The organism is Acinetobacter minutum, assembly GCF_035916735.1.
Taxonomy (GTDB): domain Bacteria; phylum Pseudomonadota; class Gammaproteobacteria; order Pseudomonadales; family Moraxellaceae; genus Acinetobacter.
The window spans coordinates 59,414-74,669 of the sequence record NZ_JAQIHG010000012.1 but is presented as its reverse complement, the minus strand read 5'-3'; the positions used below and the strand labels follow the sequence as shown (position 1 = coordinate 74,669).

Below are 15,256 nucleotides of genomic sequence, written 5' to 3'. Positions count from 1 at the left end.
CTCTTCGCGCTGATGGTAGTGTGGGGTTACCCATGTGAGAGTAAGTCATCGCCAGCTCATTATTCCTAAAAACCCCCTCAGAAAAATCTGAGGGCGTTTTTATTTGCCGGGTGAAAAATGCAAAAGATTTTACCCACACCTTAGCCTACTGAGCATCACGACTAGATTGAACTAGAACGTGAGGGGAAATGGGTCTAAATATAAAGATGAGATTAGTCTACTACTAATCAAAATAGGAAAATGGGAGCAAGAACCTTCTAGTATCTGAGCTTGTCATCATGTGCTGAATGAGGCTTCAGCAGAAACCTTTTGTGATGATAACGCCTATATTGATGGCGCTATTGTAATTTTTGACAACTGCATTCCTTGTACGATTCATACTAGGCTTGTTTTTAGTTTGATCTTATGCGATGTCTAATAATTCAATGATCTACCACAGAGTAAATCCTCCTGTGATGGAAAATATTAACATTTAAAGCAACTTAGCGAACACTAGAAAAATAGATGAAAAAGAAAGTAATTAGTTATTTTATAAATACCTTTAAAGTATGTTAATGTACTTTTATTGCTATTGTGCTGCAACTAAATTTAACAATGACTCCTGCGACCAAATTATTAAAAAGTCAAAAAATTGAATTTTCCCTACATGCTTATGAGCATGATGTCAGTATTAAAAATTTTGGACTTGAAGCGGCTGAGAAATTGAACTTAAAACTCACTGATGTCTTCAAGACACTGCTGGTTACTGATGATAAAAATTATTATGTAATGGTCCTTCCTGTCGCTCATCAATTGAGCTTGAAAAAAGCCGCAGTTGCCTTAAGCTGTAAGAAATTACAAATGGCAGAGATGAAAGATGCTGAGCGTTTAACGGGTTATTTGGTGGGAGGAATCAGTCCATTAGCACAGAAAAAACGCTTAAAAACGGTCATTGATCAGAGTGCATTAGACCTTAGCAAAATGTATGTGAGTGGTGGAAAGCGTGGGCTGGATATTGGCCTCAGTCCACAAGATTTGGCCCGACTCACTCAAGCAAGTTTTGCAGACCTTCAGGATATATAATTTTTAAAAGTTGAGAGTTTTACTAGGATTTTAAATGGTAAAATTATTAAAAATCATATGCTTAATTGATTTTAATTAAATTTTTAAACTATAAAAGTGGATTCTTCCATTATTTCATTTTGATATTAAAAAACGTTAAAAGCTGCATATCCTATACTTTTAAGGCATAGACATATGCGAAATCGGTTTTGGACTTTAGTTGAGCATGTCCGTATTGTGTAGACCTAAGATAAGTATGGGTCTTCACAAGATGGAGGTGAAGCATGACTCAAGAAAAACTGAATATCAACGAGGTCGTTGATCACGCCAAATTTACACCATTTCATTGGAGCGTTTTGATCTGGTGTTTACTGATTATCATTTTTGATGGTTATGATTTGGTCATCTATGGTGTTGCCTTGCCATTGCTGATGCAAGAATGGGCGCTGTCAACTGTACAAGCGGGCTTGCTTGCGAGTTGTGCCTTGTTCGGTATGATGTTTGGTGCCATGGGATTTGGTACCCTTTCCGACAAATTGGGTCGTAAAAAGACTATTATGATCTGTGTAGCACTTTTCAGTGGCTTCACGTTCTTAGGAGCTTACGCATCTAATCCAGTTGAGTTTGGTATTTTACGTTTCATCGCAGGTCTTGGGATCGGTGGTGTAATGCCAAACGTGGTTGCCTTGATGACTGAATACGCACCAAAACGTATTCGTAGCACGCTCGTCGCCTTGATGTTCAGTGGCTATGCGATTGGTGGTATGTCATCTGCATTGCTTGGTAAGTGGTTAGTCGCGGATCACGGCTGGACAATTATGTTCATGTTGGCAGGTATTCCTTTATTGGCTTTACCATTGATCTGGAAATTTTTACCTGAATCTTTGATGTTCCTTGTAAAATCAGGCCGTCATGATCAGGCAAAAGCAATTCTGCGTAAAGTTGCACCTGAACAAACTGTAACTCCACAGACTCAATTGGTATTGAATGAAGTGATCGCTGGGGACGAAGCGCCAGTACGTGCACTGTTCCAACAAGGTCGTGCGTTCAGTACTTTCATGTTCTGGGTTGCCTTCTTCATGTGCTTGTTGATGGTGTATGCACTGGGCAGCTGGTTACCAAAACTGATGTTGTCTGCAGGCTACTCATTGGGTGCAAGCTTACTGTTCCTCTTCGCCTTGAACATCGGTGGTATGGTCGGTGCGATTGGTGGTGGTGCGTTGGCAGATAAATTCCACTTGAAACCTGTTATTACGACAATGTTTGTTGTGGGTGCTGCGGCGTTAGTTCTGCTTGGATTCAAGAGTCCACAACCAGTACTTTACACTTTGATTGCAATCGCGGGTGCTGCAACGATTGGTTCACAAATCTTGCTGTATACTTTCGTTGCACAATACTATCCAACCTCAGTACGTTCAACAGGTATGGGTTGGGCATCTGGTATCGGTCGTATCGGCGCGATCGTAGGTCCTGTGTTAACTGGTGCATTGTTGACTTACCAATTGCCACACCAAATGAACTTCTTGGTGATCGCGATTCCAGGTGTGATTGCAGCATTGGCAATCTTCATGGTGAACTTGAAGGCTTCTGTAGAAGGCAGCAAGAAACAAGAGCAAGTTGCGACAGGTGTAGATGGCAAACGTTCTTTAGCGAACTAAGCTACTGCTGATTCACAAAAGAGCCTTCGGGCTCTTTTTTGTTTTTTTACGCAAGGTATATTTCGGGCGTATACTACCCGGCATCGACTATCAGGTAGTGTTGTGTGTCCGATCCCATTCCCTATATCGCACGTGGTTCTAAAGCATTTTCTGCCATTCTGATAGCACTGTTCTTTGCCGGATTTACTTCGTTTTCGGTGTTGTACTGTGTACAGCCGATGATGCCGATTTTTGCCCAATATTTTCAGATCAGTCCAACCCAAAGCAGTTTTCCTTTGTCTCTTTCAACGGTTGCGCTGGCCGTCGGGTTGCTTTTCACGGGTATGATTTCAGACCGTTTTGGTCGCAAACCGATTATGTTGTGGGCACTGTTGCTTTGCTCCAGCCTGACCATCTTGTCCAGTTTTGTACAGGTGTGGCCGTTGTATCTGCTTTTTCGTGTGTTGATTGGATTATGTGTCAGTGGTGTCGCTGCAGTTGCAATGACCTATATTGGCGAAGAAATAGCCCGTGAAGATTTAGCCTTTGCCATGGGGCTGTATATTTCGGGGACGGCTGTAGGGGGCATGAGTGGACGTTTGTTGGCTGGAGTGATGATTGATTTTCTCAGTTGGCAACAAGCTACCTTGATTATTGGCCTGCTGAATTTCTGCTTGGCAATCGCCTTTTGGAAATTGCTCCCCAATTCGCGTCACTTTTCCGCCTATCCGATGCATTTTTCACGCTTTATTCAGTCCTTTGCCCATAATCTGGCAGATAGGAAATTACGGATTCTGTTTGTTCAGGCTTTTATTTTAATGGGCTGCTTCGTCACGATTTTTAATTATATGAGTTACCATCTGCTCGAAGCACCTTTTCAGTTGAGCCAAACCTGGATTGGACTGATTTCAATTGTTTATCTAGCCGGGATTTATAGTTCGCCGCGTGCAGCCGCCTGGTCGCGTTGTTTTGGCCGGGAAAAAGTTTTGCCAGTGATGTTGTGTAGCATGATTGCCGGACTAGGAATCATGATGCTGAACCAGATCTGGCTGATTTTTATTGGCTTACTAATTTTTACGTTTTCCTTTTTCGCGGCACATTCGACTGCAAGCGCCTGGGTATCGGTACAGGCCGTACAGTACCGTGCAGTGGCTTCTTCCCTGTATTTGTTTTGTTATTACTTGGGTTCAAGTATCCTGGGCAGTTCAAGCGGTGTGGTTTGGGAAAATTTTGGTTGGCACGGTATCGGGACTGAAATCAGTCTGATTTTGGTATTTGGGCTGCTTTTAGCCGTCTATTTGGCACGTGGTTCACGCACATGATTGCCCTGCTGAAGCCCTTAAAATCCGCTTCTTGAGCCTTAAAATAGATGAAAAAATAAACAATAAAATTGTTATGCACTTATTTTTGCAGGATTTAATATCGGGGCAGTTGAGTGAAATTCATGGTAAAATGATCGACTTTCATTTTGATCGTTTCTGATCTTCCACTTGCCAGCCGAGAATCGCTAGCCATGTCTACTGCATATAAACCTCAGACCGCGCCTAAGGCGTTGTTTGATTACGACAAATATTGGGCGTCATGCTTTGATCCTGCGCCATTTTTGCCGATGTCGCGTGAAGAAATGGATCAGCTTGGCTGGGATGAGTGCGATTTTATTTTGGTTTGTGGTGATGCTTACATCGATCATCCCTCGTTTTGTTCCGGGATTATCGGCCGCGTGCTTGAAGCCCAAGGCTTTCGTGTGGGGATTATTGCGCAGCCGGACTGGACCAATGTGGACAGCTTCCGTGTTTTGGGCAAGCCTAAAATTGCCTGGGGTGTAACGGCCGGCAATATGGATTCCATGATCAACCGCTATACGGCAGATCGTAAAATCCGTTCTGATGATGCCTATTCTCCTGATAATGTCCCGAATAAACGTCCAGACCGTGCAGCAACGGTGTATTGCCAGCGCTGTCGAGAGGCCTATCCCGATGTGCCGGTGTTACTCGGAGGGATTGAGGGCTCATTGCGTCGTATCGCCCATTATGATTATTGGTCAGATAAAGTCCGTCGTTCCATTTTGATGGATTCAAAAGCGGATTTGCTGATGTATGGCAACGGCGAACGTTCGATTGTCGAAGTGATGCATCGTCTGGCTAAGGGTGAACCGATCCAGCAGATTACCGACGTGCGCGGTACAGCTTTTATTGTCAATAAACATAACCGTGCGACCAAAGCACAGTTTGTAGAAATTGCTTCAAACGATGTTGATACTATTGGCCGGGTCGATCCGATCATCAATCCTTATGTCATGACGGAAGACATCGATGGCTGTGAAATTGAAAAAGACAAAGGCAACAGCCTGACGCAGTATCAGAATTTCCAGAAAGAAATTGTAGCGAATCCGATTGTGCGGGAAGGTGATCAGCTGGATGCTGATACCCAAATCGTGCAGTTACAACCTGCGGCAAGTCGCGCCATCAAACATAAACTGCCACCACGTGAACTGGCGGTGATTCGTCTGCCTTCGTTCGAAGAAGTGGCGAATGATCGGGTGTTGTATGCCCATGCCAACCGGATTCTACATTTAGAGACAAACCCGGGCAATGCGCGTGCGCTGGTTCAGCGTCATGGTGAACGTGATGTCTGGATTAATCCACCGCCGATTCCATTGACCACCGAAGAAATGGATTATGTGTTTGATCTGCCGTATGCACGTCTGCCACATCCTGCTTATGGCAATGCACGTTTCCCGGCTTTTGATATGATCAAGTTTTCGGTCAACATTATGCGTGGCTGTTTTGGCGGCTGTACCTTCTGTTCGATTACCGAACATGAAGGTCGTATCATCCAGAACCGTTCAGAAGAATCGATTCTGCGCGAAGTGGAAAAGATCCGGGATACGGCACCGGGCTTTACCGGTATTATTTCCGATCTTGGCGGGCCGACGGCCAACATGTACCGCTTGCATTGTAAAGATCCAGAAATTGAAAAGAACTGTCGTAAGCCATCCTGCGTTTATCCGGGGGTGTGTCAGAACCTGCACACCGATCATGCTCCGTTGACCCAGTTGTACCGTAAGGCACGTGCCATTAAGGGAATCAAGAAGATCCTGATCGGTTCCGGTCTACGTTATGACTTGGCCGTACTGAATCCTGAATACGTCAAAGAACTGGTCCAGCACCATGTTGGTGGTTATCTGAAAATTGCACCAGAACATACCGAAAAAGGCCCATTATCGAAAATGATGAAGCCTGGGATCGGCACCTATGACCGTTTCAAACAGATGTTTGATCGTTTCAGTAAAGAAGTAGGCAAAGAACAGTATCTGATTCCTTACTTTATTGCGGCACACCCGGGTACTACAGATTATGACATGATGAATCTGGCTGTCTGGTTGAAAAAGAATGGTTTCCGTGCCGATCAGGTGCAGACCTTCTATCCATCTCCGATGGCAACAGCTTCAACCATGTATTACACCGGCAAAAACCCTCTGGCCAAAGTGGGGCGTACCACTGAAGATGTCGATATTGTGAAGGGTGAAAAACGTCGTCGTCTGCATAAAGCCTTCTTGCGTTATCATGATCCCAACAACTGGCCATTATTACGCGAAGCCTTAAAAGAAATGGGCCGTGAAGATCTGATTGGTAACTCGAAACAGCATCTGATCCCGACCTATCAGCCGAAAGGTAGTGAAGGCGAATACAAGTCTGCACGTAAGAAAAATTCGACACTGTCGGGTGATTCGGCCAAACGGACCAATCCAAATGCTGCACGTGCCCAGACCCGTCAGGGACAACCGAATCGTCCACAAAAAGGACAGATTTTGACTCAGCATACGGGTTTGCCACCGCGTGAAACGGGTGATGCTAAACGTCCATTTGGTCAATCGAAAGCTAAAGCTAAACCGAAGTCTCGTGCTTAAGTGCAAATGATCAGGATGCTTCGGCATCCTTTTTTAATACTAAAGAAAGGTCAGATGATCGAGGTTTTTTGTAAAAATATCCGTACAACGATTGCCCCGCCGTAGGGGCTGCGTTAGAGTGAATTTAAAACAGCGGATTAGGATAAGCTGGATTATAAAGAACGATTCATTTTCCCAGGGTAGGGAATCTGCATATTAAAAAGCCCGGTAAAAAATCGGGATGTATTATAAAAATGAAAGGGATCAACGAAAATGAATTTCTATATTGCGGTGGGCATCGTACTGTTGGTGCTAGCCTTGCTGGTGGCGATCCGAAGCCTTAAAACCCAGCGCCAACAAGACAGCCCATTAAAACGGCGTGCCATCTTTAATTTGAATGAGCAGCTGACGTTCCGACGTCTGTGTGAAGTGTTGCCGGATGCGATTATCTTGGCACATGTGTCATTCGATGCGTTACTCACCACCAAATATCCGCATACTCGCCATAAATACCGTCATATGATGGCGGACTTTGTGGTCATGAACCGCCAGTATCAAGTCATGGCGATTGTTGCACTTGAAGATGCTTCTAGTCTCAAAGGCTTGCAACAGGAACATTATCAGGATGCTCTGCTACAAATGGCGGGGTATCGCGTGTTACGTTATCCTCGAGTGCCAGATTATCCACGTTTGCATACCGATTTTTTGCAGGATTTACAGGAGCTTGAGCAGACGGCTGTGCTGAATGAGGATATCAACCGCAAATATTCGCTGTACCCGTCAGACAAGAATAAGATTTTGGGCGAGTCGCGTATTTAGGATGCTGCCACGACGGCTGTGACCGTCATTTCGACCAGAACATCAGGGGCATACAGTTTGGCTTCTACACAGGTGCGCGGAGGAGCAGCCCCTTCGGGTACCCAGCGATCCCAGATTTCGTTCATAGCTTGATAGTCACGTTCAATATCTTGCAGAAAAATCATGACCGATAAAATATGACGTTTATCACTGCCGGCCTCAGCCAACAGGCGATCAATGATATCCAGCGTTTGTTGGGTTTGAGAACGGATATCTGCACGGGTATCACTCGCCAGTTGACCTGCCAGATGAATGAGTTGGCCTGAAATGGCAACTTCACTAAAGCGTTTTTCGACATGCAGGCGTTGAACAGACATAAACAGGCTCTCAAACAACAAAAGAGGATATGTGCCTAAGGACAGGGTAACTGTGACTTAGAACGGTCATGGACTGTGATTGTAAAGACAAGAGGGGAATGACGCAAAAGCATTTTGCACAGGGGAGAGCACAAGGCAAAAAGAGGGTGCCCTGTAATATTTCGGATTGGATCGTCACGCAAACTACAGGACAGTGTTAGCCGAACCCGAGTGTGGTTCTCTAACCCAGCTCGATACAAGGGTAAATGTATCGCAGGCATAGGGTACATCAAAACCTACTGAAAATGTCAGTCCTTTGGTAAATTTTTGCTTTTCTGTTTTTGATTATAGGCTCAGATCCAGTTGTTGATTGGCGGAAAGGGAATCGAGTTGACTGACTCCCACACCGACCAGGCGAAATTTCTCTGCGGGTTCGATATGCATTTCACTCAGCAGTTGCCAAATGGCCTGCTGTAACTCGGTCAACTGTCGAAAAGGCTGCTGATAGGTTTTGCTGTGCTGACGAATGTGAAATTGTGGATCTTTCAGTTTGAGTTGCAGGCCTCGTGCCATCAGCTGTTTCTGCTCTAGACTGTGCCAGACCTGCTCGGCCAGTTGTAACCAGGCGCTCTGGCATTGCATTAGCGATAGATCAGTGGGAAAGGTGATTTCTTTGGAAATCTGCTGACGAATACGCTGGGCCTGTACCGGGCGTTCATCCATGCCCTGACTGTATAAATACAGCTGCCGGCCGTATCTGCCGAATTGTTGAATCAGGATGGCTTCATCAATTTTTTGTAAATCACCGAGCGTATACAGCTCAAGATCCTGCAATTTCTGTTGGGTGACCTTGCCAACGCCGGGAATTTTTTTCAGAGGCAAGTCGTGAATAAAGGCCTGTACCTGGCGGGGCTTGATGACACATAAGCCATTGGGTTTATGCCAGTCTGAAGCAATTTTGGCTAGGAACTTGTTAGGGGCAACCCCAGCCGAGGCGGTTAATCCGGTGTGTTGATAGATCTCTGCCCGGATGGCTTCGGCAACTGCGGTCGCCGAGGCTAATCCCAACAGATTATCGGTCACATCGAGATAGGCTTCATCGAGAGAAATTGGTTCGATTAATGGTGTATAGCGCTGAAAGATCTGATGGATCTGTGCAGAAACCTCACGATATTTGGCAAAATCAGGAGGCAGTACAACCACCTGAGGACAACGTTTACGTGCTGTGGCCATCGACATGGCCGAGTGCAGGCCAAATTGCCGGGCGGGATAAGAGGCTGCTGCAATCACTGCACGTGGATGATGTGATGCAATGACCACCGGAAGCTGTTGCAAATCAGGACGTTCACGCAGTTCAACCGAGGCATAAAAAGCATCCATATCAATATGAATAATCTTGCGCATCAGTGATCTGCCTGAATCCCGAGATGTTTTAAATAACGCCGCCATTCACGTGCCGAACCTGCGTAGACATTTAAATCGACTGCTCTGTTAATTCCGTCAATTTTCCCTTGGGCGGTATATTGCCAGAACAGCCATTCACGGCCATCTTTGAGTTTCGGCTGTGCCCGATATTCACGTAACCAGATTGGAGTCTGCTGAAACTGGCCGATTAGCACAATATTGTAGAATTTCCGCGATACATAAAAAATAGGAGCTTTGCCATAATGCTGATGCAGCCGGTCATGCATGGTTTTAATCTGTTGTAGCAGCTGTTCTTTGGTGTAGTGGTTAATGCACTGGTTGTCATATTCCAGATCAATTACCGGTGCAAGAGCATCGGGTCGTTTCGGGACGGTGGCAATAAAATTATCCGCCTGGATTTTTCCATCGCGGCATAACCGATAAAAATGATAGGCACCAACATGCAAACCGCGTTCGCGTGCTTTTAGCCAATTGTCCTGAAATTTCGGGTCTTGAAAATCGCCCCCTTCTGTGGCTTTTAGGTAAACAAACTGATAGCGCTGTGGTGAAATTTTATTCCACTGAATGTCACCTTGATGATGCGAAACATCAAAGCCATGAATTGAGAAATCTTCTGCACTGACTGAACGCCGACTCAGAAAAAAAGCATAGTCCAGCAGTCCGCCCACAAGCAGCAATATCAGTAGTAATAAGATCCAGCGTGCTCGGGTTTTCCGTGGCATGATGAGACACAAGAACAGATGATGCGCTTAAGCTTAGTCCGATTAATGACAAATTTCGAGCAAAATTCGCAAGATTCAGGCATTTTCCGGGATGCGGATAAAGATCAGCAAGGCAATGATATTGATGGCACCAAGACAAATTAAGGTGGCATGAAAGGCTTGGGTGATCTGCCCGGTGCCATACTGCTGTGTAAAAAAGTTGATCAATGTTCCAGCCAGCGCCACGCCAATACTCATGGAAACCATCTGGATCATGGAGAGGAAGCTGTTGCCTTTACTGGCATCCTGTTGCGGTAAATCTTTCAGGGTGAGGGTGTTCATGGAAACAAACTGCAGGGAATTGAGCAGCCCCATCAAGAAGAAATGCAGGCTGCGTAACCACAAAGGCATATCGGCCGTGGTCAGTGCGAAACTGGCAATACACAGTCCCATCAGCAAGGTATTGATCAACAGGAAACGCTGATAACCCAAGGCCTGAATCATCGGGCGAATGATGGGTTTGGAAGCCAGTGAACCTAGCACCAGTGGCATCATCATCAGACCGGTTTCGATCGGGCCAATGCCAAAAACCACCTGCAGCATCAGCGGCAGCACAAAGGGAATGGCGTGACCACCGAAGCGGGCAAAAATATTGCCTAAAATACCAATAGAAAATACCGGATTGTCGCGAAACAGCCGGCTACGAAACAGCGCATTGTGATGCCAGTGCGCGTGAAAGGCATAGGCCAACATCGCCAGCAGGCCGAGGCCCAGCAATCCCCAGCCCAACCTACTGGAATAATGTGAGTTAGCGGCTACTTCCAGTGCCAGAGACAGGCCGACCATACTGACCAGTAGTAAAATGAACCCCCTGAAGTCGAAACGGCTCACTTGGGTTTCTTTGACGTTTGGCATAATTTTCAAGGTAAGCAGGCAGCCGATAATGCCGATTGGAACATTAATCAGGAAGATCCAGTGCCAGGAAAAAGCGGCCACCAGCCAACCTCCCAGACTGGGGCCCATCAACGGGCCTAACAATCCTGCCAGACTCATCAGGCTCATGGCTGCGAGGAACTGTTGTCGTGGAATGATTTTCAGCATGGATAAACGTCCGATCGGCAGCAGCAGTGCACCGCCAATGCCTTGAACCACGCGGAAAAATAACAGTTGATTGAGTGTGCTGGAAAGTCCGCAGCCGAGCGAGGCCAGCGTAAAAATCACAATTGCTGACAGATAGGTATTGCGCACACCAAACCGGTCAGCCAGCCAGCCGCTGAGCGGGATACAAGCAGCCGCAGCCAGGACATAGGCTACGACGACACTGTGCATTTTTAGCGGGTTTTCACCGAGCTGCTTGGCCATTTCAGCCACCGCAATATTGACAATCGTGGTGTCTAAGCCCTGCATAAAAAAGCCAATCGCCACCAGCAAAACCAGAAGGCGAAATTGAGGATGAAGGGCTTGATGCTGGGTCACGCTGCTCATGATGAAAAAGAGATAAAGGTTTGCTCTAGTGTAAAGCAAATGTCATCAAAATGATCCCAGGCAGATTAGTATCAGAGGGCAAGGCAAGAGATAAAAAGCGGGGGAGATCCCGCTTTTATAAAAAAGAGGATACGCCTTTACAGCACGACATGCTGTGGGCTATGCAAGTTACGCAGGGCATTGATAATCTGATCGGCATGGTTACAGATGATCAGTTTGGCACGGTGTTGTGGCGGCAAGAAACCTTCGGCAACGGCATGATCCAGTTGCGCGACCATGTGGTCATAGAAACCGTTGACATTGTAGAGCATCATCGGTTTCTGATGCTGATTGAGCTGTCCCCAAGTGGCAATTTCCAGAATTTCTTCAAAGGTACCTAAACCACCGGGCAAGGCAATAAAGGCACTGGCACGTTCAGCCATCATGGCTTTGCGTTCATGCATGGTGCTGACCACGTGCAACTCGGTCAGTTGGTGATGTGCCACTTCATAATCCAGCATAAATTCAGGAATCACCCCGATCACTTCACCGGCATGCTGCAAGACACTATTCGCAACCTCTCCCATCAAACCGATACTGGCACCACCATACACAATACCAAAACCAAAATCGACGATCTGCTGGGCGAGGGCAATGGCTTTTTCACGGTAAATCGGTTTGTTGCCCGCGCGTGAGCCGCAATACAAGGCTACTAGTGGACGAGTGGCACTTTGTTGAGTGAGTTGAGTTGGGAGAGGAGAGCTGGTCATTTCTAATACACTATTCATTGTTTTATTTTCACCTTAACATGTTTTTTATCGCTAATTGTTAGCTTAGGTAGAAAATGTGACATCTTGAAGAGCGCTGTATGGTGTCTTTGCAAGGCTTTGTATGGGCTTAGTGAATTGGACCTTCTGCTCAAACAAAAAAGATGAATTTCAGTAAATTCTTGCCTATACTGAAAATCTGTTTAACTACAAATGAAAGCACATGGGCAGTGGTTGTTGTCGCTCCGAAACGTACCCTTTAGACCAGAAAAATAATGTTCATCCCGTTTGGGATCCTGATTTCATGAATTGGCCTGTTACTCGTTTTAAATCCGTCCTTTGGCAGGAGAAGTCCCGATGATTTTTGAATGGATGTCGGATCCTTCCGCCTGGGTCGGTCTGGCGACCCTGATTGTTCTCGAAATTGTACTGGGTATTGATAACCTGGTCTTTATTGCGATTCTTGCGGAAAAATTACCGCCCGAACAGCGCAATGCTGCCCGTCTGCTGGGTCTCATGCTTGCGCTGGGCATGCGCCTGATCCTGTTAGCTTCGATTGCCTGGGTCGTGACACTGACCCAACCACTGTTCCATATTTTTGATCATCCTTTTTCCGGACGTGACCTGATTCTGCTGCTTGGCGGTACCTTCTTGCTGTTTAAAGGCACGATGGAGCTGCATGAACGGATCGAAGGCCATCAGCCACATAAAGAGGAAAGTCCGGTACATGCCGCATTCTGGATGGTGATTGTGCAGATTGTGGTGCTGGATGCGGTCTTCTCGCTGGACAGTGTGATTACCGCCGTCGGTATGGTGAAAGAACTGTCGATCATGATGGTGGCGGTCGTGATTGCCGTGGGTATTATGCTGTGGGCATCACGACCTTTGATGGAGTTTGTCAATAAACATCCAACCGTGGTCATTCTCTGCCTCGGCTTCCTGATGATGATCGGTTTCTCTTTAATTGTAGAAGGTTTTGGTTTCCATATTCCAAAAGGCTATCTGTATGCTGCGATTGGTTTCTCGGTACTGGTCGAGATGGTCAATCAGCTGATGCGCCACAACCAGGAAAAACTGGTCACTACCACCGATTTGCGTTACCGCACGGCCTCTGCTGTGCTACGGATGTTGGGTAGCCAAAACAAGACAGAAACAGCTAATCAAGAGCAGGAAGATGTTTTAGCGACTCAAGCCTTTGCTAAAGAAGTGTTTGATGAAGACAATGGTGTTTATCACAGCGTGCTGGTGCAAGGTGTGTTGAGCCTGTCAGAACGCCCAGTGAAATCGGTGATGACCCCTCGCCCAGAGTTAGAATGGATCGATCTGGAAGAAGATGCTGAACTGATCAAACAGCAGCTGATGTCAATGACGCATTCGCGACTGATTGTGGCACATGGTGAGCTCGATAACATTGCCGGGATTGTGCTGACCCATAAAGTATTAAATGAATATATCGAAACTGGTGTCCTTAACTTTGAAAAACATCTACGTGAACCGGTGATTGTGCATGAAAATGCCCAGGTGCTGATGGTGATGGAGCAGTTACGTCAGGCACCCTTACAGATGGCGATCGTGCTGAATGAATATGGTTCAATTGAGGGAATCGCCACCCCAATTGATGTCCTTGAAGCGATTGCAGGTGAATTCCCGGATGAGGATCAAAGCGAAGCCGTTGCTGAGACCTTGGAGGATGGTTCTCTGATTCTGGAAGGTTCAACAGATATTCGTCATGTTTCCTTATTGCTGGGATGTGATCTGGTCGATGAAAACGAACACTATTCGACTTTGTCTGGCTATATGTTATGGCACTTGGGCCGTTTACCGCACAATGGCGAAAGCATGCAGGCGGAAGGCTATGTGTTTGAAGTCCTCACGATGGATGGCCATAAAATCGAAAAAGTCCGGATTTATCAAGCTGTCAAAAACAAGTCTGCAGACTAGAGTTCTATTGTGATTTAAAATAGCCCTCTTCTGAGGGTTATTTTTTTGGATCGGTTATGCAACCCAATACATGTCCCTGCGGCCAAGGTCTTTATCCGCAGTGCTGTCAGCCTTTGCACCAGCAGCAACAATATGCGGTCAGTGCAGAACAGTTGATGCGTTCGCGTTATAGTGCCTTTGCCTTGCAGCAAATCGATTATCTGATCCAGACCACGGCACTCGGACAACAAGCCGCTCTGGACCGGGCAGGGATTGCAGACTGGAGCCAGCGTAGTCAATGGCTGAAACTGGAAATTCTGCAGGTACAGGAAAAAATTGGCAAAGCGCATGCAGCGGTAGAATTTCAGGCGCATTATCACGATGGGCAACAGGCTCAGGTACACCGTGAGTTGTCTTATTTTGTCCAGCACCAAGGGCGCTGGTACTTTCTGGATCCGACCTTAGACATGCAGATCACTATGAAGCAGCCGTGTGTCTGTGGCTCAGGGAAAAAATTTAAGCAGTGCTGTGCGCAATTTTTATGAGTTTAGCTTAGAATAGCGCGCATCTTGTACCCGGGTGGATGAAGGGCCATGTTACTGACCATCATTTATATTATAGCGATTACCGCGGAAGCGATGACAGGTGCACTGTCAGCAGGCCGACGCAGTATGGACTGGTTTGGTGTGGTTCTGATTGCCTGTGTCACTGCGTTGGGTGGTGGTTCGGTACGTGATGTGCTTCTCGGGCATTATCCATTGACCTGGGTCAAACATCCGGAATATCTGGTGCTGACCTGCTGTGCGGCTTTTGTCACTATTATTATTGCCAAATGGATGAAGCACTTACGTTCTGTGTTTTTGGTACTCGATGCCTTGGGGTTGATCGGCTTTACCATTATTGGCTGTCAGATTGCCTTACAAATGGGACAAGGCTTCGTAGTATCTGCCGTTGCTGGGGTGTTAACTGGGGTTTCGGGTGGGATCTTGCGCGATATTCTGTGTAATGATGTGCCTCTGGTTTTCCGCCGTGAACTGTATGCCAGTATCTCATTTGTGGCAGTGATCTGTTATTGGGTGTGTATCGAAGTGGGTCTGTCGCTGGAACTGACCGTGATTTTTACCTTGCTGTTTGGCTTTATCCTACGTTTGATCGCGATTTATTTCGGTCTGGAAATGCCGAAGTTTATATATCAGGATGAAGATGAGCAGTCGGCTTCATCAAAAGATGCCAGTTAACCGTACTTTTCTGTTTTTAA

13 protein-coding genes are annotated in these 15,256 nt (G+C 46.3%); 8 read left to right on the top strand and 5 right to left on the bottom strand.

Translation table 11 applies throughout. The features are described from left to right. The first annotated feature begins 594 nt into the window (after positions 1 to 594). From ybaK to PAE54_RS06995, 5 genes are all read left to right on the top strand, one after another. On the top strand, positions 595 to 1,062 hold the full coding sequence (gene ybaK, locus PAE54_RS07015) for a Cys-tRNA(Pro) deacylase (RefSeq protein WP_326518918.1): 468 nt from the start codon (positions 595 to 597) through the stop codon (positions 1,060 to 1,062). Positions 1,063 to 1,325: 263 nt separating this feature from the next. Further along, entirely contained in the window at positions 1,326 to 2,699 is a 1,374-nt protein-coding gene (locus PAE54_RS07010; RefSeq protein WP_326518913.1) for an MFS transporter, read from the top strand. Between the two features lie 104 nt (positions 2,700 to 2,803). Continuing rightward, positions 2,804 to 4,000 carry an MFS transporter gene (locus PAE54_RS07005; protein WP_326518912.1) on the top strand — a complete coding sequence of 399 codons (1,197 nt, stop codon included), beginning with the start codon at positions 2,804 to 2,806 and terminating at the stop codon, positions 3,998 to 4,000. A gap of 191 nt (positions 4,001 to 4,191) precedes the next feature. Continuing rightward, entirely contained in the window at positions 4,192 to 6,588 is a 2,397-nt protein-coding gene (locus tag PAE54_RS07000) for a YgiQ family radical SAM protein (RefSeq protein ID WP_326518911.1), read from the top strand. Between the two features lie 252 nt (positions 6,589 to 6,840). After that, complete coding sequence (locus tag PAE54_RS06995) at positions 6,841 to 7,386, top strand: DUF2726 domain-containing protein (RefSeq protein WP_326518910.1); 546 nt, start codon at positions 6,841 to 6,843, stop codon at positions 7,384 to 7,386. Here PAE54_RS06995 and PAE54_RS06990 read toward each other — a convergent pair. The 5 genes from PAE54_RS06990 to PAE54_RS06970 all read right to left on the bottom strand — a co-directional run bounded on the left by PAE54_RS06990 (position 7,383) and on the right by PAE54_RS06970 (position 12,099). After that, positions 7,383 to 7,742, bottom strand: coding sequence for a RidA family protein (locus PAE54_RS06990; protein ID WP_273778169.1), 360 nt, complete (start codon positions 7,740 to 7,742; stop codon positions 7,383 to 7,385). The two genes, PAE54_RS06995 and PAE54_RS06990, sit on opposite strands and share 4 nt — an antisense overlap. A gap of 324 nt (positions 7,743 to 8,066) precedes the next feature. Beyond that, the gene (gene dinB, locus PAE54_RS06985) at positions 8,067 to 9,125 is read right to left on the bottom strand and encodes a DNA polymerase IV (RefSeq protein ID WP_326518909.1); all 1,059 of its coding nucleotides are present in this window, start codon (positions 9,123 to 9,125) and stop codon (positions 8,067 to 8,069) included. Then, entirely contained in the window at positions 9,125 to 9,868 is a 744-nt protein-coding gene (locus tag PAE54_RS06980; protein WP_326518908.1) for a glycoside hydrolase family 25 protein, read from the bottom strand. Before PAE54_RS06980 ends, dinB begins: the two co-directional genes overlap by 1 nt. Before the next feature lie 75 nt (positions 9,869 to 9,943). Continuing rightward, positions 9,944 to 11,332 carry a multidrug transporter subunit MdtD gene (mdtD, locus tag PAE54_RS06975; RefSeq protein WP_326518907.1) on the bottom strand — a complete coding sequence of 463 codons (1,389 nt, stop codon included), beginning with the start codon at positions 11,330 to 11,332 and terminating at the stop codon, positions 9,944 to 9,946. A gap of 137 nt (positions 11,333 to 11,469) precedes the next feature. Then, a complete protein-coding gene (locus PAE54_RS06970) occupies positions 11,470 to 12,099 on the bottom strand; it encodes an LOG family protein (protein ID WP_326518906.1) in 630 nt (209 codons plus the stop codon). A 336-nt stretch (positions 12,100 to 12,435) separates the two neighbouring features. Here PAE54_RS06970 and PAE54_RS06965 point away from each other — a divergent pair, with 336 nt between their 5' ends. Genes PAE54_RS06965 through PAE54_RS06955 form a run of 3 tightly spaced genes read left to right on the top strand, consistent with a single transcriptional unit; the run spans position 12,436 to position 15,236 of the window. After that, positions 12,436 to 14,019: a TerC family protein gene (locus PAE54_RS06965; protein ID WP_326518905.1), complete on the top strand. Its 1,584-nt coding sequence runs from the start codon at positions 12,436 to 12,438 to the stop codon at positions 14,017 to 14,019. Positions 14,020 to 14,075: 56 nt separating this feature from the next. Continuing rightward, positions 14,076 to 14,543 (top strand): YchJ family protein, encoded by a 468-nt coding sequence (locus tag PAE54_RS06960; RefSeq protein ID WP_326518904.1) that lies wholly within the window; start codon positions 14,076 to 14,078, stop codon positions 14,541 to 14,543. A gap of 48 nt (positions 14,544 to 14,591) precedes the next feature. After that, complete coding sequence (locus PAE54_RS06955; RefSeq protein WP_273778178.1) at positions 14,592 to 15,236, top strand: trimeric intracellular cation channel family protein; 645 nt, start codon at positions 14,592 to 14,594, stop codon at positions 15,234 to 15,236. The last annotated feature ends 20 nt before the right edge of the window (positions 15,237 to 15,256 follow it).

Excerpts from the sequence above, each read along its gene's own strand:
- PAE54_RS06955 (WP_273778178.1), top strand. The coding sequence starts at position 14,592 with ATGTTACTGACCATCATTTATATTATAGCGATTACCGCGGAAGCGATG.
- dinB (WP_326518909.1), bottom strand. The coding sequence starts at position 9,125 with ATGCGCAAGATTATTCATATTGATATGGATGCTTTTTATGCCTCGGTT.
- mdtD (WP_326518907.1), bottom strand. The coding sequence starts at position 11,332 with ATGAGCAGCGTGACCCAGCATCAAGCCCTTCATCCTCAATTTCGCCTT.
- PAE54_RS06980 (WP_326518908.1), bottom strand. The coding sequence starts at position 9,868 with ATGCCACGGAAAACCCGAGCACGCTGGATCTTATTACTACTGATATTG.
- ybaK (WP_326518918.1), top strand. The coding sequence starts at position 595 with ATGACTCCTGCGACCAAATTATTAAAAAGTCAAAAAATTGAATTTTCC.
- PAE54_RS06990 (WP_273778169.1), bottom strand. The coding sequence starts at position 7,742 with ATGTCTGTTCAACGCCTGCATGTCGAAAAACGCTTTAGTGAAGTTGCC.
- PAE54_RS06995 (WP_326518910.1), top strand. The coding sequence starts at position 6,841 with ATGAATTTCTATATTGCGGTGGGCATCGTACTGTTGGTGCTAGCCTTG.
- PAE54_RS07000 (WP_326518911.1), top strand. The coding sequence starts at position 4,192 with ATGTCTACTGCATATAAACCTCAGACCGCGCCTAAGGCGTTGTTTGAT.
- PAE54_RS07010 (WP_326518913.1), top strand. The coding sequence starts at position 1,326 with ATGACTCAAGAAAAACTGAATATCAACGAGGTCGTTGATCACGCCAAA.
- PAE54_RS06960 (WP_326518904.1), top strand. The coding sequence starts at position 14,076 with ATGCAACCCAATACATGTCCCTGCGGCCAAGGTCTTTATCCGCAGTGC.
- PAE54_RS06970 (WP_326518906.1), bottom strand. The coding sequence starts at position 12,099 with ATGAATAGTGTATTAGAAATGACCAGCTCTCCTCTCCCAACTCAACTC.
- PAE54_RS06965 (WP_326518905.1), top strand. The coding sequence starts at position 12,436 with ATGATTTTTGAATGGATGTCGGATCCTTCCGCCTGGGTCGGTCTGGCG.